This is a genomic window from Roseivivax lentus (assembly GCF_900156805.1).
GTDB lineage: Bacteria > Pseudomonadota > Alphaproteobacteria > Rhodobacterales > Rhodobacteraceae > Roseivivax > Roseivivax lentus.
Genome location: NZ_FTOQ01000007.1, coordinates 134,297 through 151,449, shown reverse-complemented (window position 1 = coordinate 151,449; position 17,153 = coordinate 134,297). Strand labels below are relative to the sequence as shown.

Below are 17,153 nucleotides of genomic sequence, written 5' to 3'. Positions count from 1 at the left end.
CGCTTCCTAGACTTCGCCGATGCAGTCCAGCTTTCTTGTTTAAATTTTTTGTGACCACGACTGCTCAGACGCAAACAACAACAACTGCACGTCGAATTGACGTGTTCCCCATTCTGGGAGGGACAAGACATGCGCAATCGCACATTGATATTGGGACTTATGGCAGGAGCCAGTTCCATGGCGCTCGCCAGCGCTGCTGCCGCAGGACCGAAGAGTTGTGAAAACCGGTCGAATAACAACATCGCGAAGCTTACCGAATGCGTCACCCTCGAAGGCGTCCGGGCGCACCAAAGCGCGTTGCAGGAGATCGCAAACGACTCTTTCCCCAATAACAGGGCGTCGGGTTTCGAAGGATATGACAGATCCGTCGATTACGTCGTCGAACAACTGACGGCTGCGGGATATTCCCCGGTCATCCAGCCGTTTGATTTCGTGATCTTCAACGAAAACTCGGACGCCATGCTCGAGCAAACGGCGCCGGTCGCCACGACCTACGAGTACCTCGTGGACTTCTTCACGATGTCCTATTCGGGCAGCGGCACGGCCTCCGGCCCTGTCGAACCCGTCGACCTCGATCTCGGGCGCGGCAATGCCTCTTCGTCGGGCTGTGAAATCGCGGACTTTGCCGGGTTCACGGCCGGAAGCATCGCGCTGATCCAGCGTGGCGCGTGCTCCTTCGAGCAAAAGGCCAACAACGCCGAAGCATCGGGCGCAATCGGAGTCATCATCTTCAACCAGGGCAATGCAGACGATGGGAGCCGCGACGTGCTGTTCGGCGGTACGCTCTCCGACAGCTATGTTGGCGACCTTCCCGTCGTGTCCGCAACATACGACCGCGGTGTCGAATGGGCAGGCACGGCCGGCCTCGAAATGACGCTGACGACGGACACGACGCGTGAGCCGTTCACCACCGTCAACGTCCTTGCGGAAACCAATACCGGCGATCCGGAAAACATCGTCATGGTGGGGGCCCACCTCGATTCCGTGAACCCCGGTCCGGGCATCAACGACAACGGCTCCGGATCCGCGGCGATCCTCGAGACCGCGATCCAGATGAGCAAGGTGAACCTGGTCAACAAGGTCCGCTTTGCATGGTGGGGCGCCGAGGAATCCGGCCTGATCGGGTCGACATTCTACGTCAACGACCTGATCGACAAGTTCTTCGCGGGCGACGACCAGATCTTCGATATCGCGCTCTACCTGAACTTCGACATGGTCGGTTCGCCCAACTACGTCTTCAAGATCTACGATGGCGATGATTCCGACGAAGTCGGCGCCGGCCCCGGCCCGGACGGGTCTGCGCAGATCGAAGCCTTCTTCGAGGGTTTCTATGAATCCCGCGGCGAGCCGTACAAGGGCACCGACTTCTCCGGTCGGTCCGACTACGGTCCCTTCATCGATCTGGTCGGCATCCCGGCCGGCGGATTGTTCACCGGCGCCGAGGAAATCAAGTCGGACGAAGAGGCCGCGATCTGGGGCGGCACGGCGGGCGAACAGCTCGATCCCTGCTACCACCTGGTCTGCGATACCTTCGACAACAACAGCGACAAGGCACTGGACATCAACTCCGATGCGATCGCTGCGTCGACGCTCTATTACGGAATGAACACGAGCGAAATCAACGGCGTCGAAGGCAAAGGCAACTTTACGAACGGTGCCGCGCTGCGCCAGGTCGGCTTCATGACCGGCATGGAAATGCTCGGCAAGCGGTTCCAGAAGTAATCGAACCCGAACTCACGGCCTGCCTTGCGCGGCCCTCGTCACCCCGGGGTTTTCCCCGGGGTGATTTCGTTTCAGGCGATGGAAACGACTGGCGTCCGGTTCGAACCGGCAAGGATCATCGGATGTCGAAAAAGGTCAGGAGCGATAAAGCTCTATCTTGTCCGCGACCAGCGAATAGCCGACTTCGGCAAGCTCCGTGGACACCGTCGTGATACCCAGACGGCCCGTGACACTCACTGCCTCGAACAGACCACCGCTTTCATAAGGCTCCTCCGTCGTGACGAGGACGAGCTGATTGGCGGGCGGCGGCGGGACGTGGATGCAGGCACCGGCATACGGCACAAGGATGAAGGTCGTGACGCCGGACCCGGCATAATCGAGCGGAACGACAAAGCCGGGAATACGGACGATCTTGCCGTCCCATTCATGCCGGGCGCCGCTGGATTCCGGCTGCAGGCTGGAAAGCGGCGCGCCGTCATGGTCGATCACGTCGCGAAAGGCGTTTCTCAGGACCGGCTGATCGGCGGGCAAGAGGTCTTTCCAGCGAATATCGTAGATCTCTTCGGCCAAAGCGGCCCGGGGCATGGCAAGTGCGGCCAAGGCGCCGGCAAGAACAGTTCGGCGCTTCACTCCCTGAGACATCATGGCTCTGCGTTCCCTCATTCGGTCGCCCCGCTGCGATCCGGCACGCCGAGGATGCGCGATCGCGGGCGGGTTCGCAATACTGCCTTGGCGGGAGTTGCCCCCTCGCCCGGCCTCGGGACGGCGCAAGATCGGGTCAGGATCGGACCATCATGCCATCGGCCAGCGACATCCGGTAGGCCCGCAGCGCGGGGATCATGCTGACGACCGCACCGGCAATGACGACCCCGGCCATGACATAGGCCTCCTGCAGGCTTGGCGTGGTGATGGGCAACCACAGGCCGAAGGCATGGTCGAGTATGGGCTGCGAGACAAGCAGGCCGACATAGAGCAAGGCCATCCCCAGCAAGGCACCGACCGCGGCCATCAGCATGGCTTCCAGCACGAGCAGGCCGAGGATCGTGATCGGGCGGGCGCCCATCGCACGAAAGATCGCCATCTCCCGGCGGCGTTCGTTGAGCCCGGAGAATATGGTGGCCATCATCCCGATCAATGCCGTCACGACGACCATGGCGGAGACCGCGAGCAGCGCGGTTTCGGCAATCCCGACAATCCCCCAAAGCTCTTGCAGGGCGACACCGGGCAAGATCGCCAGCAGGGGCTCCTCGGGGTATTCGTTGATGGCTCTCTGCAGTGCGAAGGTCTGCAAGGGGCTTTTGACGCCGACCAGTGCCGCCGTGACGGCTTGCGGGGTCAGGTCCATCGCGCGGATCGCGTCGGTCGGCGTCGCCTGGCCCGGTATCTGCGCGCCCTGCGCCCAATCGACGTGGATCGCCTCCATGGCTTCCATGCTGACGATCACGGTCCGATCCACCGGAGTGCCGGTCTTGGCAAGGATGCCCGCCACGCGGAACGGCTGGTTCTCGTGTTCGGAAAAGGACGCGAGCCCATGTGCGACGACCATCGGGTCCCCCACGCCGTAATCCAATGTGGCGGCGACGTCGGCGCCGATCACGGCATCGAAGAGGTCCTCCATCAGAGCCCCGCTGGACAGCTCCAGCGATCTGTCCTGGCGGTATCTGTAATGCTCGAAAAAGGCCGTGGTCGTTCCCATCACCCGAAACTGGCGGTGGCTGTCGCCCAGCGAAATCGGGACGATCCAGTCGATCTCGGGACGGGACGCGATGTCCTGATAGCTTTCCCAGGTGACGTTGTTGGTCGCATTGCCGATGCGGAACACGGAATAGAGCAGGAGCTGGACCGACCCCGATCTCGCCCCGACAATCAGGTCCGTCCCCGATATCGTGTCGGCAAAGCTGGATTTCGCCCCGGTCCGCACCTTCTCGACGCCCAGAAACAGCGCCACCGACAGCGCGATGGCAAGAACCGTCATGCCCACGGTCAGGGCCCGGGCCCAGAGCGAGGCGATGGCCAGCCGCAGGATCATTTGTGCCCCCTGGACATCCGGGCGATATCTTCCATGCGCATGACCCGGTCAAACCGGTCGCTGATGCGCTGGTCGTGACTGACCATGACAAGGGACATCCCGTGCCCGACGGCTTGCTCAAAGAGCAGATCGAGAAACGCCCCCTGGCTGTCAGCATCCAGAGCCGATGTGGGTTCATCGGCGATGATCAGGGGTGGCCGCCCGATCAAGGCGCGCGCGATGGCGACGCGCTGTTGCTGGCCCACACTGAGGGCGCTGGCCTTCATGGCCGGGACGTCCGGCGGAAGGCCCAGCGCCTGGCACAGTGCCGCGACCGCGGCCGGGCCGTCCCCGGTGCGCATGCGTCGCGTCCGGGCAAAACACAGTGGCAGCAATATGTTATCGGCCACCGTGCCGAAGGGCAGAAGATTGAATTGCTGGAAGATAACCCCGATCTGCTCGGCGCGGAACGTGTCACGGGCCCCTCCTCCCAGGGCGGTCAGGTCCGTTCCGGCGACCCTCACGATGCCTCGGTCGGGCAGGATTGTGCCGCAGATCAGGGACAACAAGGTGGATTTCCCCGAGCCGCTTTCCCCGAGCAGCAAGACAGTCTCACCCTTCTCGACCCGCAAATCGGACACGCCAAGACCGAAGCTTGCAGGCCCCGGCCAGCGATACGCAACATCCGTCAGTTCAAGAACCGGCTCCGCCAATGGCTGTCAGCGCCCCAGGTCGAGGACGGGTCGATCCCGGTCCACTTCGAAGGCCCGGGCGCCTGTCGGGTCGATGATCTGCACCTCGACCTCTCGCGCATTGGCGAAGACGTCGAAGTAGAAAAACGTCAGAGCGTCGATGCGGTCGGGATTGCTGCAGGTGATCTCGTAGGCTGCGTGAAACTCGGTATGGCCGGTCTCGTCGCGATGCCCATCATCGTCGTGACCGGCGTGATCGTCACCGTGTTCACCGCCTTCGACCTCGACCTTCGCATCCTCGACCTCGCAACCGGCGGCATCCGGCAGGCCGAAGAGCGCAAGCGGATCCCCAAGCGCCTTTTTGGCCGCATCGACGGCCGCCACGTCCGCGTCACTCCGCGCTGCATATTCGAAGCCGACAATATCGGAGCCGGGTGCCTGAAACGCGATGACGATCGTTTCGCCGTCAAGTGCCATGTCGAGCGTGCCGACCCCATGTTCGTGGGCATCGAGCTGACGGGTGTCGTCTGCCAAGGCAGGTGCCGCCAACAAGAGCGCCATCAGGGAGATTTGTTTTGTCACACGGCGTTCCGATCACTAGGAATGGCGCAGATGGTTTTGCCGCCACCGCAATGAGGCTTCAGTCCGTCGAACTCTAGCAGCCGCCGAAATGCGATGCACCTGCTTTGCGGCGGGTTGTTGCATCACGTCGCGTGATCCCGTGCGCTCTGCCCCCAAGTTGGACTGCCGGAAGCGGGAGCCGCCCGGAAGCAGGTCATCTGCCTTCGCTGCGCTCAGGCCACCAAGCCATGGCGACACGTGTGCGCCTCAGCCCGCCGCCTCGGCGGCTTTCGCGGCGTAACGCGGCCGGGTGAAACTGAAAGTGGTGATGTCGAAGGGATCGAGGCCGATCTGCAGAGCCGGTTGGTAGCGGTCCACCGTCTCGACCACGAAGAGCTGGTCGCCGTCGATGACCTGCGGCAAGCGGGTCTCCAGGGCCTCGGGCCCCGCACCGTCGAAGGCGCCGTCGGCGGACCGCGTCTGGGACCAGACGACATCCCAGGCGCCCAGCGCGCCGTCATACTCGACAAGGCTTACGCGCAGCGCGCCGTCGGAGCCATTGCTCAGGGTCAGCGTCTGGAACAGGCGGAAGGTGCTGTCGATGAAGCCCGCGTCGATGTAATCGGTCTGCCGCGACAGGATATCGCTAATCGCGTAATTGGCTTTCTGGTTCACGTTCTGCTGACGGAAGGCGTCGAAATAGACCCACCCGACCCCGAAGAGCGACAGCAGGATCGGCAGCACGATCACCGCCTCGACATTGACATAGCCGCGCGTGTCCTTGGCGAAGGCGGCCAGCCGGCCTTGAAGAAACCTGATCATTTACCCAATCCTCACAGCGGTTCGTTGACGAAGGCACTGCTCGAGACGAGTGCCGTGTAGCCGTTCTCGTCCTTGGGCAGGCTGGCATTGAAGCCGCCCAGGGGTGTGATCGGCTTGTACTTGAAGCAGGCCCTGACCAGCATGACCTCATGTGCGTCCCCCTGCTGGAACGTGCGGTGCGGCGTCGCGACCGCGCCGGTATCGACGCAATCGGCCCGGGCGGCGGGTTGCTGCCATTCTTCCATATCGAGGCGGATCATCTCGAGATGCAGGTTTTCCGCGCAGGACGGCAGGATCGAAGCGCCGTCGCAGATCGCCGCCTTGAGCGTCGCCGCATCCCCCGGCAGCTTGCCGATCTTCAGGTCGCGCATCGCGGTATCGACCGCGCGTTCCATGACCGTCTGGCGAATGGTCATCGTGCCAAGCTCGATGGTCGACACGATCAGCGAGAGGAAGATGGTGATCCAGAGCGTGAAGGGCAGCACCATCGTACCGTCCTCGTTCTGGCGGAAATGGCGAAGCATCTGGCAAAAGCGCGTCATTGGATCAGCCTCAACTGGGTCAGGTTGCGGGCAATGCCGGAAAACGTGTTCTCCAGCTCGTCGCCCTCCACGTCGAAGAAATGGGAGGCCGAGGAGGCACAATCCCGCATGGCCCGGCGCCCTTCCTCCGGGGCCTCCACGCCGATGGCGTAGACGACCACGCCTTCCCGCTTGGCGGCGCCGCAAATCCGCGACAGCCGGGCATCGGCGGCAGCGCCCCCGGCAATGGCGCGATAGGGCGACCGCAGGGCCTGATAGCGGTCCCAGTCGATCAGGCCGTCCGCGTAGGGTCTCGCGAACAGCAGATCCGCGGCCACGCGGGTGCCGAAACGATGAAAGAGATCGTTGTAGGTCAGCTCGTATACATGGGCCGAGTTGGTCTCGAGGCCGTCGATGCGCGGCTGGTAGCGCGCGTCTTCGTCCCCGCCGAGGCGCGTCCAGAAGTAGCTGTGGGGACCGTTGCCAAGACCCGCCCCCGCCGCGGAGGCGGCCGCGGCCTGGAGGTCGGCGAAGCTCCATGTCTCGCCGGGCACCGGGCCGGTATTCATGACCGGGCCCGGATCGGCCAAGGGGCCGTTTCGGTCGCCGCGAACCGCGAAATGCAGGCTCGTCGCCGGACCACCCTCGATCGACACGCCCAGAAGCTGCTGGACGCCGTCGATGCGCGGATCGTTGAGTGCGGCAAGCCTGACGGCCTTGTCGAGGAACACGTCCAGATCGCGGGGCGCCGTGTCCGGCATGGCCTCGATCTTGTGCGCGAAATCCAAGGCGCCGTCATGGTCGGTGTCGAAATACATCACGAAGTTCGAAATCGCCTGCGACCAGGCCGGGAAGTGGTCGGCCGCAAGCCCGGGAACCGGGTCGACACGCACGGAATAATCGTCATCCGAGAGATCCTCGGTCCCGTATGTGTTCACGAAGATGCCCGTCAGCGCGTCCGAGGATTTCAATCCGGGCTTCAGATCGTATTGCGTGGTGTTCTTGCCATCCGTCATCAGCACGATGAATTTCTGCGTCTCCTTGGTGCCATAGGCATCCGGGCGCTGCGCGTGACCGGCATCGACCAGACCGTCATCGGCCATCGCACCGACAACGCCGCGCGCGGCAGGGTCGAGCAACGCGACCCCCCACTTCATCCCGACATCGATCGCGGTATTTCCGCCTGCGGTCAGCGTGGCGATCTGATCCTTGAGGGCTGCGGGGTCGGAGCTGTGCACCACGATGGCGGCTGTATCTCCACCGTGGCACCAGTGCCGATCCGCCTGCCCCGCAATCACGTCATTGGAATAGGGGTCGAATTGCCCGAGCTGTTCCAGCGGGGCCGATGCATCGAGCGCGGTGCCCGAAAAGGCCGCTTCCGCGAATACGGCGCAGTTGGAATAATCGTGCTGCCGGTCGAGTGCGATATAGCCCGGCAGGACCGTGCCCATGTTGACCGTCGCATTATAGGGCACGATCGACACCGAGGTGGATTGCTGCGACGCCTCGGGGCCCAACACGTTGTCGACAAAGGTGCTCGCCGCCTGCTTCAGCTGCTCGATCTTGCGCCCCGTCATCGAGCCGGAGATATCGAGGATCAGCGCGATCTCGATATTCGTCACGCCGTTTTCGGCGGTGGCCAGACCCTCGGCCTGCAGGTTGTCGATCCCGAGCAGTTGAATGAAGTTCGTCGGCATGACCTGCCGTCCGCCTGCGGTGACTTGCCGGTAAGCCTTGTCCTCGACGGGCGTGACGCCGACCAGCGCCTCCTCCATGTCCTGCACGCGGAAATATTCGCGCACCACGGATTCGGCGTCCCGCTCGTTTTCGATGGACGCCGCCGCGAGCACCGCGCGGTCGAGCGCGTTCTGCATCTTGGTGCGCTTGAGTTCGGCATGCATCAGATCCGCGCCGATGCCCCCGAACGCCATCATCACGAAAGCGGTGGTCAGACCCAGATAGGACATGCTGCCATGCTGCTCGGTCCAGAACCGGCTGGCGCAGTCCTGAATGATATCGCGCGCCACGCATGTCTGCGTGCAACGCGGTGTCGGATTACCAAAAAACTTGCCCATCGCGTTACATCTGCCGATCCGCAAATCGAAGATGCCCTTCGTCGCTCAGGCCCCCGCCACAATTTAGCCCAACATGTGGCGGGATTGGAGAAGTTTGTCGAAATTGGCTGTCTTTGGAAGAGGATGGGCGACAGTCCGGGACGTCTTGGGGGATTGTGCTTGGATCAGTTTGCAATGGGCCCGGTCATAAGTCCGCATATCGCCATAATTGGGCCTATTGAGCGGATCCGGCGATTCGGATTTGGCCGGTTTTTCACGATCCATCGGCCGGGTTGGAGAGAATAAGGCATTCGGGCGCATTTGGGCGCAGACCGATAGGGATAGGCCTCATGCGTCCGGCATGATCCGTGTTCTGCAAGAGCGGGCGCTTCACGCGAAGCGGCGCGGCCAGGGCTTTTCTGGGCTTTTCGGATGCCCTGAAGCCGCGTGGCTGACGGCCTCTTCGACGCGATCCGGACATGGCGCGGGTGCTTTTGCCCACCCTCCCTCAAGCGCAGAAGGTGCCGCAATTAGGAACTGCCCTCAACTGGGCCCTCCACCATGGCCTTCGGCAGGCAGAGTTCCTGCAAAGGCGGTCGCAACGGGTCTCGCGCCACTCCTGCCAGCCGCTCCCTGCGACCAAGACCGGGCCAGATCACACCGCGAAGAACCACCGGCACGCCCCTTCCGGTCTGCTTGGGCCTTCGGGACGTTCGACCCGGTGTCCCGATTGGGCACCCTTCGATCAAGTGCGGAACAGCGCCGTTCCTCGGCGCAAACAACGACGGTCTGCCTAGCGGGACGAAGCTGACATGCGTTAGGTGAGCTCGAATGGCGTAGTTAGGGCATACAAGACAGGCGATTCCGCAATGAGCGTTCAGTTCCGACGGATGGCAACAATTCCGCGACTCGTCCGTGAGGGAGGGCCGGAGGGAAAGCGATATACTCGCTCGACATTCAAACCGGCCTCGGTGAGAAGCGTCAGTATCTCGTTCTCTTGAAACGTACGATGACGCCATTGAAACCAGATGATTGCGTTGCACCAATGGGGCTTGGAAACCACGAGGTGAAGCCGCCCGCCCGGATGGAGAAGATCACGCATCTGGCGGAGTGCAAGCAATGGGTCGGGACAATGCTCGATCACATGCGCCGCCAACACTTCGTTTGACGGGGCCAGTTCTGTCTCCCCCAACACTGCCTTGACCAACAGCGGCTCTGCCCCGCGCCTGCGCAATGCTGCCTGACCCCGTTCGAGCATTGCTGGACTCGGCTCCAACAGTACCAATTCACGGGGGGGACCATGGATTGCAACCCAGGCTTCTGCAAAGGACCCGGTCCCTGCGCCCACGTCGATGACCCGCAAGTCATTATCGATGTGCCGCCGTTGTGCCGAGAGAAAGCCCAGATAAGCATCGTAGTATCCAAGCGCCCTCATCTTGTCGCCCCAGCGGGGTGCGACAGCGTCGTAAGCACTCTTTTCTTGTCTAGCGGGCTCCGTCATTTGAGGACCCTGCCATTATGGAATGCACTTTGCCAGCATCCCACCAAAGAAGACGTTGGAGCCTTGCGCAGGATCCGTCGCTATGGGCTCGGACCTGCCCCTCGCGGCATCCGACACGCAGGACCGCTGCGGCCCGCTCCCGAGGGTCATTGATGATCGCCCCATGCCGAAGGTAAGCTTGGAAACCGCGTCCCTCGCCCGCGGATTGGCGATCCCGGTTATTCGCGCCTCTTCATTGTTTCCAAAATGGCCACAATATCCTCTCATTCTGGACAGGTTCCCGAGTAAAACACAGGCTGGGCACGGAGCCCCAAGGGCTTGGACGATGATCGGACTGAAAGACCTCCTCATGACCCGCGTCGACATCGTCGCCGTGTCGAGATGCGCCGCGAATTGCGATAGCGACCCCTATCTTTCACCGGCCTTCCATCTTCGCGTATTGCTGAGGATTTAAATGGCCGGACCCCGGACCGGCCCGAACCGTCCTGGCCGTTGCAGGATAGCGGCCCCGGTGAACGCCGGAGCCGCGCGGTCAGAGCCTGAGGCCCCGGCCGCCGGGATCACATCATGGCGGCGAAGGCGGCCTCGACCTGCTTGGGATCCGCGCGCCAGCCCGCGAAGATGTCAGCCGCCGAGGCCGGATAGACGTCTTCCTCCCCGGCCGCGACCGCGTCGAGCACGTCGCGCACGACGGCCTCGGGGGTATCCTTGGACGCCTCGATCCCGGCCAGCATGTCGGTGTCGATCCCGGCCGGGAAGGCGTTGACGACCGCGATGCCCTTGGGCCGCAGATAGGCGCGCAGCGACATCGACATCGACCAGGCCGCCGCCTTGGAGGCGTTGTAGGCCGAGAAGCCCGGCGCGCTGACGAACGAGAGCAGCGTCAGCATGTTGACGAATGTGCCGCCGCCGTTGGCCTCGAGCACCGGCGTGAAGGCGCGGGTCACGTCGCGCAGGCCGCCGTGGTTCACGGCCATGTCGCGGTCGATCGCGTCCTGGCCCACCTCCAGCGCGCCGCCGAAGCTGAGCGCGCCCGCGTTGTTGACGAGCAGCGTGACGTCGGAGGCCGTGCGGACCGCTGCGGCGATCTCGTCTGCCCGGGTCACGTCCAGCCGAAGCGGCACGACGCGGGCCGAATCGAGCGCGACGGTGGCGGCGAGGCTGTCGGGATTGCGCGCGGCGGCATAGACCTTGGCGGCGCCGCGGGCGAGCAGCTCGGCAACATAGACGCGACCGACGCCGCGATTGGCCCCGGTGACAAGGGCGATGGTGTTTTCGAAGTTCATGGGATTCATCCTTTGTGTTGAAGCGATGACCTTCACTTACCCATGCGATCTGCGCCGAAAAATAACTTGATGAGCAGTATAGTCATGCGCATCCTGCATGAATGGACACCGAACTTCTGCGAACGGTCTCGCTGGTCGCGCAACAGGGCAGCTTCGCCGCCGCCGCGCGCGTGCTGAATGTCGATCCGTCCTCGGTCTCGCGCGCCGTGGCCGCGGCCGAAGCCGCACTCGGGCTGCGCCTCTTTCGCCGCACCACCCGCTCGCTGACCGTCACCGAAGAGGGCGAGATTTACCTGCGCCGTATTGCCCCCCTTCTCGAGGAGCTGGACGCCGCGCGCGAGGCCGCGACGCAGGCGCAGCGCGCGCCTTCGGGCACGCTCAGGATGACCGCCTCGGTCGCCTTTGCGCATGAATGCATCGTGCCCCATCTGGGCGCGTTCCATGCGCTTTACCCGGACGTGTCGGTGGAGCTTCTGCCGACGGATGCAAATCTCGACATCGCCGCCAATGCCGTCGATCTCGCCATCCGGCTGGGGGCAGCCCCGGCCGGCGACCTCATCAGCACGCGGCTTCTGACGACCCGGTATGTGGTCTGCGTGTCGCCCGGCTACGTCGCGACGCATCCGCCGGTCCGCAAGCCGGAAGACCTGGCGGCGCATGATTGCCTGCGCTTCGCGTTGCCGGAATTCCGCACCCGCTGGCGGTTTCGGCGGCCGGGCGGGACGCCCTTCGAGGTGCCGGTTTCCGGGCGCACGATCATCGCCAACGCGCTGTCGCTGCGCCGGGCGGCGCTCGACGGATTGGGGCCCGTCCTGCTGGCCGACTGGCTCGTGGGGCGCGACCTCTCTGCGGGCCGTCTGGTCGACCTCTTCCCCGATCACGACGCCACCGCGACCGACTTCGATACCGGCGCCTTCGCGCTTTACCCCAGCCGCGCATTCCTGCCCCGCAAGGTGCGCGCCATGATCGACTTCCTGAGGGACCGCTTGGGAAACTGATCCCGGAGAGCGCTGTCGCGTCCGCGCTCCAAGACTGGCACGCAAGACACCCTGCCTTCTGCCCAGAGGTCCCGTGACTTGATCTTCATCAACGCCCCCGGTGCCGAGAATGGGCACAATCCGCGTGGGTGTTCAGCGCGCGCGTCTTCGGCGGATGATCGGCGAGCGTCGCCGCTGACAGCCACCGTTTCAGGAGGAGGACGTGATGCATTCTTTTCTCAGGCTGTCCGTTGCGGCGTGCGTGTTGCTGTCGGCGTCCGCGGCATTTGCAGCGGACCCCCTCGTCGACGTGGACTGGGTCAAGGCCAATCTGGACGCCGAAGACGTCGTTTTCGTCGATCTGCGTCCGAAGCCCTCCTACCTCGAAGCGCACATTCCGGGGGCCGTCCACACGCAATATGGCGGGCTGGAGGACGAATGGCGGACGAAGGTCGGTGCGGTGCGCGGTCTTGTCAGAGACCATGATCTGATCGCCGAGCATTTGGGAGAGATCGGCATTTCCAATGACGATCATGTCGTCCTGATCCCCGCCGGCACGTCATCGTCGGACATGGGTGCGGCGACGCGCATCTACTGGACGATGAATTATCTGGGCCATGACGAGGTTTCCATCCTGAACGGTGGAATGGCGGCCTATGTCGCGGTTCTCGACGCGGACAAGAAGCCCCGGAACCCCCTGCAGGCGGGCGCCGTGGACGTTGACGAAGAAGACTTTGTCGCGATGCCCCGTCCCGAAATGCTGCTGTCCGCCGAGGTTGTCGAGGGGTTGGCGGCCCCGGGGCGCATTGCTCGTCGACAATCGCACGGATGATTTTCATCTCGGGTTGAGCAAGTCGGGCGCGGCAACGGAAGCCGGAACCCTGCCGGGCGCGAAGAACCTGCCGCATACCTGGATCACGACGAATGCAGAAGGCGCGTTCCGCGACACCGGCGCGCTCGGCAAGCTTTATCAAGCGGCCGGCATTCCCGTCTCGGGGCCTCAGGTCAACTTCTGCAACACAGGACACCTGGCGAGCATCGGCTGGTTCGTCAGTCACGAGCTTCTCGGCAACGACGAGGCGCTGCTCTATGACGGCTCGATGGCGGACTGGACCCATTCGGGCCGCGAGGCCGAGCAAAAGATCCGGTTCTGAGGCGGCGCCCGCCGCGCCCCTCGCAGAGCATATCCGGTGCGGGTCCTGACATGGAAACCGACCCGCCTGACGGACGCAGATCGACCTGACCGCTGAGCGATCAGAGGTCAGGTCGGTTTCTCATCGGAATCCGACGCCGCCCCCCAGCCAGACGCCGTCGCCGATGGGGCTCAGGCCGCCAATCTGCCCATGACGCGGCGGGCCGAAGCATGGCGCGGGGTCCTTACCGCCCTTCACCGTGCTGCGGTGCTTGATCGGCAAGACCAGTTGCGCCTCCCGAATGTGCGCTTCCGGGTGTTTCCGGGTGCGCTGCACGGGTGCCGTGGAAGTCCCGCACGCTCCAGAGACAAAGGCGCGCAGGATATGGTTCGCGTCGAGCGGCGTCTCGTTACTGAACACCAGAGCCGCGCTGCGGCATCGCGTGCTCGAGCATGTCGATGACGTCGGGTGGCAGCGTGTCGCTGGATGCGAGGTGTCTTTCCGAGACCTGCGCGCCAATAGGCGCGGAAGCTTGATCGCGTTCTCCGTCCAAACGGACCTCCTTTCGGGAGGACAGACCTAAGATCGGCGGCCCTATTACGAAAGTTCTCGGGCGAAAACCGGCGGAGAAGGCCTCAGCCGACGCAGATCGAGGCCAGGTTCTGAAAGCGGGGCGCACCGCGCGCGATCAGGCCGAGACACTCCGCGGCGCCGCATCTATCGGCGCGCTCCTGGACAGCTTGGATGCGAGATCCCGGGCGATCAGGGCTTCGAGCGCGAGTTCGAGGCGATGGTTCCGGCGCAGGCCCCGGTTCAAGCTGTCATGCCGCCAGCGCACCACGTCCGCCCCCGGATTAACGGTGACGGTCGCCGAGGCGCCACCGCCCTGCAGCCATGCGACCTCACCGATAAAGCAGGGGCCGGTGATTTGGGTCGGGGCCTGACCGTGCCGGTTCAACATGAGGTCCCCATCGAGCAGCAGCCACAGGCTGTCGGGCCGCACGCCCTCGGTCACGAGTTCGGTCGCTTCCCGGATCGTTTGCCGCTCGCCCAGACGCATCAGGTGACGGAAGAGGCCCGGCTCGATATATCCCAGGCGTTCGAGAACGTGCCGGGTGCCGCGCGGGGCGGAGATCATCGTGCGGCTCCAGACGATCTGGATGGCCCCTTGCAGACTGGCCGCGCCGATAAGCGTGGTGCCGATCATCGCCTCCCAGAGCGGCTCTGCGGGCACCGTCCAGTAATAGATCGCGTAGAACACGCTGCCGATCACGATGAGCGTCCGGATGTAGAGCTGATCGCGGCACAGAAAGCCGATCACATAGGTGCCGACGGCGCCGATAATGAGAAGCGAACTCGGACTTATCACTTGTTGAACCATTTCCATCTCTTCGAGATGCTCCTTCGATATCGCTTTGAGGGCCGAAACCCGACGCGCAAGTCCTGCCCCGTCCGGGCATGTGTCCGGTGCAGGCAGAAGCCGCCGGCGCCCCGACGTCAAGCGCACCATTTGAACGGCTAGGCGGGACCGACGCAAGGCCGCATCTGCGGTCGGACGCGGCAAAGCCCATCCGTAAACCATTGCCCGGTCAGCGATATTTTGCAGGCGTCGGTCTGTCGCAGCCGCACACTCCATGTATCACAGACCGAAATCACATTTGCCGATTGTGAAAACGGGCTTTCATCGGATACCAATTTCTCAACGGAAATTTCTCCGTTCCTGTTTGGCCAAGGCTTCATTGATGATTGCGCCCGTTTTTTGCCAGTCCATTGCGGCCGATATCGGGGCGCCTTTGCATGAGTCAGGTTGACCTTGTCTGGGTGCTGATCTGCACCGCGCTCGTCTTCATGATGCAGGCCGGTTTCATGTGCGTCGAGGCGGGGATCACCCGCGCCAAGAACAATATCAGCGTCGCCATCAAGAACATCTCGGATTTCGCGCTTTCGGTGATGCTGTTCTGGCTGCTGGGCTACGGCCTCATGTACGGTCAAAGCTATGGCGGCGTGATCGGAACCTCGGGCTTCGCCTTCGACGGTCTCGGCGACGCCAGCGCCTATGCCTTCTTCCTGTTCCAGCTGGTTTTCTGCGGCACCGCGGCGACCATCCTGTCCGGCGCCGTCGCCGAACGCTGCGCGTTTCACGCCTATCTCGTCATCACCGCGCTGACCGTCGCGCTGATCTATCCGATCTTCGGCCACTGGGCCTGGGCCGACGCCCCGGATGGCGGTGCGGCCGGTTGGCTCGGCCGGCTGGGATACCACGATTTCGCGGGCTCCGGCGTCGTGCATGCGGTGGGCGGCGGCATCGCGCTGGCTGCGATCATCGTGATCGGCCCGCGCGAGGGGCGCTTTCTCGACTCCGGTCAGGCGCGCCGCTTCAACGGCTCCAACCTGCCCCTGACAATGCTGGGCGTGCTGCTGATCTGGTTCGGCTGGTTCGGCTTCAACGGGGGAAGCGCCTTCGGCCTGACCGATGCCGTTCCGCGCCTTCTGCTGAACACGATTGCCAGCGGGGCGAGCGGCGTGCTGACCGGCCTCTGCGTGACCTGGATCCTCGAGAAGAAGGCGAGCGTGTTCTACGCCATGAATGGCGGCCTCGCGGGGCTCGTCTCGATCACCGCAAGCTGCGATGTCGTCTCGGTGCGCGAGGCGGTGATGATCGGCGGCGTCGGCGCGCTCATCGCGATCTTCGGCGACCGTCTGCTCGAGCGGTTCCGCATCGACGATGTGGTGGGCGCCGTGCCCGTGCATTTCATGGCCGGTCTCTGGGGCGTCCTGGCGGTCGCGTTCTTCGGCGGGGACGTGCTTGCGGCCTCGTTCCTGTCGCAGCTGACCGCGCAGCTTCTGGGCGTGGCGGTGCTGATCCTCTTCGCCTTCGCCCTGCCGCTGGGCATCCTTTTCGCCATCGACCGGGTGATGCCGCTGCGGGTCACCCAGCACGTGGAATCGATCGGGCTGAATGTGGGTGAGCACGGGGCGAATACCGACCTGAACGAGCTTTTCGAGGTGATGCAGCGGCAGGCCCGCGACCGGGACCTGTCGACCCGCGCGCCGCAATCGCCCTTCACCGAGGTCGGCCAGATCGGGCTTTTCTACAATTCCGTCCTGTTCGAGCTGGAGAGATCCTTCGAGCTGATCCAATCGCAGAAGAACGACCTCTCCGAGGCGGTCGAACAGAAAAGCGCGCTTCTCGAGAACATCCTGCCGAAGCGGATCGCCGCGCGCATGAACGGCGGCGCGGACCAGATCGTGGACCAGGTCACCGATGCCACCGTCGTGTTCGTCGATATCGTCGATTTCACCGAATACACCGCCTCGGTTCCGCCCGAGGAATCCCTTGGCCTGTTGCGGGATCTGTTCCGGCGCTTCGATGCGGTGATCCAGAAATACGACCTCGAGAAGATCAAGACGGTGGGCGACAGCTACATGTATGTCTCTGGCGTCACGTCGGACATGGCCGATCACTGCGCTGTCGCGGTGGATGCGGCCGTCGAGGTCCTGTTCGAAACCCGGCAGATCGGCCAGCGGATCGGACGGCCGCTTCAGGTCCGGATCGGCATTCACAGCGGCCCGCTGGTGGCCGGCGTCGTCGGAGACCTGCGCTTCGTCTATGACCTCTGGGGCATGACCGTAAACATGGCATCGCGCATCGAGGAAGCCGGCAAGCCGGGCAAGATCAGCGTGAGCCAGGGCGTGATCGACCGCATCGGTTCCGAATTCGTCTATGAGCGTCAGGGCCGCGCCCGGCTGAAAGGCATCGGCCCGACGGTGCTTTACAGCGTGGAAGGACGGCGCGCGGGCCCGGCCCGCAAGCTTCGGCGCAAACCGGAGACCGGGACAGCGGGCTGAGCAGGCGGCGTGCGCATCCGGCTTTTG

The 17,153-nt window shown here is 63.7% G+C and carries 17 protein-coding genes; 5 read left to right on the top strand and 12 right to left on the bottom strand.

Annotated features, from left to right (window positions below):
- The first annotated feature begins 177 nt into the window (after positions 1-177).
- Positions 178-1,722 carry a M28 family peptidase gene (locus BW990_RS13025; RefSeq protein ID WP_076448472.1) on the top strand — a complete coding sequence of 515 codons (1,545 nt, stop codon included), beginning with the start codon at positions 178-180 and terminating at the stop codon, positions 1,720-1,722.
- Between the two features lie 135 nt (positions 1,723-1,857).
- Here the strand turns inward: BW990_RS13025 and BW990_RS13020 are convergent, their stop codons facing one another.
- From BW990_RS13020 to BW990_RS12975, 9 genes are all read right to left on the bottom strand, one after another.
- Positions 1,858-2,322 (bottom strand): DUF3299 domain-containing protein, encoded by a 465-nt coding sequence (locus tag BW990_RS13020; RefSeq protein WP_234990252.1) that lies wholly within the window; start codon positions 2,320-2,322, stop codon positions 1,858-1,860.
- 178 nt (positions 2,323-2,500) lie between these two features.
- Positions 2,501-3,751: an ABC transporter permease gene (locus tag BW990_RS13015; protein WP_076448470.1), complete on the bottom strand. Its 1,251-nt coding sequence runs from the start codon at positions 3,749-3,751 to the stop codon at positions 2,501-2,503.
- On the bottom strand, positions 3,748-4,443 hold the full coding sequence (locus BW990_RS13010; RefSeq protein WP_076448469.1) for an ABC transporter ATP-binding protein: 696 nt from the start codon (positions 4,441-4,443) through the stop codon (positions 3,748-3,750). Before BW990_RS13010 ends, BW990_RS13015 begins: the two co-directional genes overlap by 4 nt.
- Before the next feature lie 6 nt (positions 4,444-4,449).
- Positions 4,450-4,983, bottom strand: coding sequence for a ZrgA family zinc uptake protein (locus tag BW990_RS13005; protein WP_076448468.1), 534 nt, complete (start codon positions 4,981-4,983; stop codon positions 4,450-4,452).
- Between the two features lie 267 nt (positions 4,984-5,250).
- A complete protein-coding gene (locus tag BW990_RS13000) occupies positions 5,251-5,805 on the bottom strand; it encodes a TadE/TadG family type IV pilus assembly protein (protein ID WP_076448467.1) in 555 nt (184 codons plus the stop codon).
- A gap of 11 nt (positions 5,806-5,816) precedes the next feature.
- Positions 5,817-6,329 carry a TadE/TadG family type IV pilus assembly protein gene (locus BW990_RS12995; protein ID WP_234990251.1) on the bottom strand — a complete coding sequence of 171 codons (513 nt, stop codon included), beginning with the start codon at positions 6,327-6,329 and terminating at the stop codon, positions 5,817-5,819.
- Between the two features lie 14 nt (positions 6,330-6,343).
- Positions 6,344-8,353, bottom strand: a complete 2,010-nt coding sequence (locus tag BW990_RS12990; RefSeq protein WP_076448465.1) for a TadE/TadG family type IV pilus assembly protein — start codon at positions 8,351-8,353, stop codon at positions 6,344-6,346.
- 904 nt (positions 8,354-9,257) lie between these two features.
- Complete coding sequence (locus BW990_RS12985; protein ID WP_234990250.1) at positions 9,258-9,881, bottom strand: class I SAM-dependent methyltransferase; 624 nt, start codon at positions 9,879-9,881, stop codon at positions 9,258-9,260.
- Between the two features lie 560 nt (positions 9,882-10,441).
- Entirely contained in the window at positions 10,442-11,167 is a 726-nt protein-coding gene (locus BW990_RS12975; protein WP_076448463.1) for an SDR family NAD(P)-dependent oxidoreductase, read from the bottom strand.
- A gap of 101 nt (positions 11,168-11,268) precedes the next feature.
- On the opposite strand from BW990_RS12975, the gene BW990_RS12970 reads away from it, so the two are divergent.
- The 3 genes from BW990_RS12970 (at position 11,269) to BW990_RS21050 (ending at position 13,298) form a co-directional block, all read left to right on the top strand.
- Positions 11,269-12,165 carry a LysR family transcriptional regulator gene (locus BW990_RS12970; RefSeq protein WP_076448462.1) on the top strand — a complete coding sequence of 299 codons (897 nt, stop codon included), beginning with the start codon at positions 11,269-11,271 and terminating at the stop codon, positions 12,163-12,165.
- 205 nt (positions 12,166-12,370) lie between these two features.
- Positions 12,371-12,976, top strand: coding sequence for a sulfurtransferase (locus BW990_RS12965; RefSeq protein WP_083950597.1), 606 nt, complete (start codon positions 12,371-12,373; stop codon positions 12,974-12,976).
- Complete coding sequence (locus tag BW990_RS21050) at positions 12,951-13,298, top strand: sulfurtransferase (RefSeq protein ID WP_143526183.1); 348 nt, start codon at positions 12,951-12,953, stop codon at positions 13,296-13,298. Before BW990_RS12965 ends, BW990_RS21050 begins: the two co-directional genes overlap by 26 nt.
- 120 nt (positions 13,299-13,418) lie before the next feature.
- Here the strand turns inward: BW990_RS21050 and BW990_RS21400 are convergent, their stop codons facing one another.
- From BW990_RS21400 to BW990_RS12960, 3 genes are all read right to left on the bottom strand, one after another.
- Entirely contained in the window at positions 13,419-13,697 is a 279-nt protein-coding gene (locus BW990_RS21400; protein WP_143526182.1) for a hypothetical protein, read from the bottom strand.
- The gene (locus BW990_RS21875) at positions 13,687-13,830 is read right to left on the bottom strand and encodes a hypothetical protein (protein ID WP_159441650.1); all 144 of its coding nucleotides are present in this window, start codon (positions 13,828-13,830) and stop codon (positions 13,687-13,689) included. Before BW990_RS21875 ends, BW990_RS21400 begins: the two co-directional genes overlap by 11 nt.
- Positions 13,831-13,965: 135 nt before the next feature.
- On the bottom strand, positions 13,966-14,658 hold the full coding sequence (locus BW990_RS12960; protein ID WP_143526181.1) for a cyclic nucleotide-binding domain-containing protein: 693 nt from the start codon (positions 14,656-14,658) through the stop codon (positions 13,966-13,968).
- Positions 14,659-15,074: 416 nt separating this feature from the next.
- On the opposite strand from BW990_RS12960, the gene amt reads away from it, so the two are divergent.
- The gene (amt, locus tag BW990_RS12955; protein WP_076448460.1) at positions 15,075-17,126 is read left to right on the top strand and encodes an ammonium transporter; all 2,052 of its coding nucleotides are present in this window, start codon (positions 15,075-15,077) and stop codon (positions 17,124-17,126) included.
- Positions 17,127-17,153: the final 27 nt, after the last annotated feature.

Bases quoted from the DNA above. Each gene is read 5' to 3' on its own strand.
- BW990_RS13025 (WP_076448472.1), top strand. From the start codon at position 178: ATGGCGCTCGCCAGCGCTGCTGCCGCAGGACCGAAGAGTTGTGAAAAC.
- BW990_RS13015 (WP_076448470.1), bottom strand. From the start codon at position 3,751: ATGATCCTGCGGCTGGCCATCGCCTCGCTCTGGGCCCGGGCCCTGACC.
- BW990_RS13005 (WP_076448468.1), bottom strand. From the start codon at position 4,983: ATGGCGCTCTTGTTGGCGGCACCTGCCTTGGCAGACGACACCCGTCAG.
- BW990_RS13000 (WP_076448467.1), bottom strand. From the start codon at position 5,805: ATGATCAGGTTTCTTCAAGGCCGGCTGGCCGCCTTCGCCAAGGACACG.
- BW990_RS12995 (WP_234990251.1), bottom strand. From the start codon at position 6,329: ATGCTTCGCCATTTCCGCCAGAACGAGGACGGTACGATGGTGCTGCCC.
- BW990_RS12985 (WP_234990250.1), bottom strand. From the start codon at position 9,881: ATGACGGAGCCCGCTAGACAAGAAAAGAGTGCTTACGACGCTGTCGCA.
- BW990_RS12975 (WP_076448463.1), bottom strand. From the start codon at position 11,167: ATGAACTTCGAAAACACCATCGCCCTTGTCACCGGGGCCAATCGCGGC.
- BW990_RS12970 (WP_076448462.1), top strand. From the start codon at position 11,269: ATGGACACCGAACTTCTGCGAACGGTCTCGCTGGTCGCGCAACAGGGC.
- BW990_RS12965 (WP_083950597.1), top strand. From the start codon at position 12,371: ATGCATTCTTTTCTCAGGCTGTCCGTTGCGGCGTGCGTGTTGCTGTCG.
- BW990_RS12960 (WP_143526181.1), bottom strand. From the start codon at position 14,658: ATGGTTCAACAAGTGATAAGTCCGAGTTCGCTTCTCATTATCGGCGCC.
- amt (WP_076448460.1), top strand. From the start codon at position 15,075: ATGAGTCAGGTTGACCTTGTCTGGGTGCTGATCTGCACCGCGCTCGTC.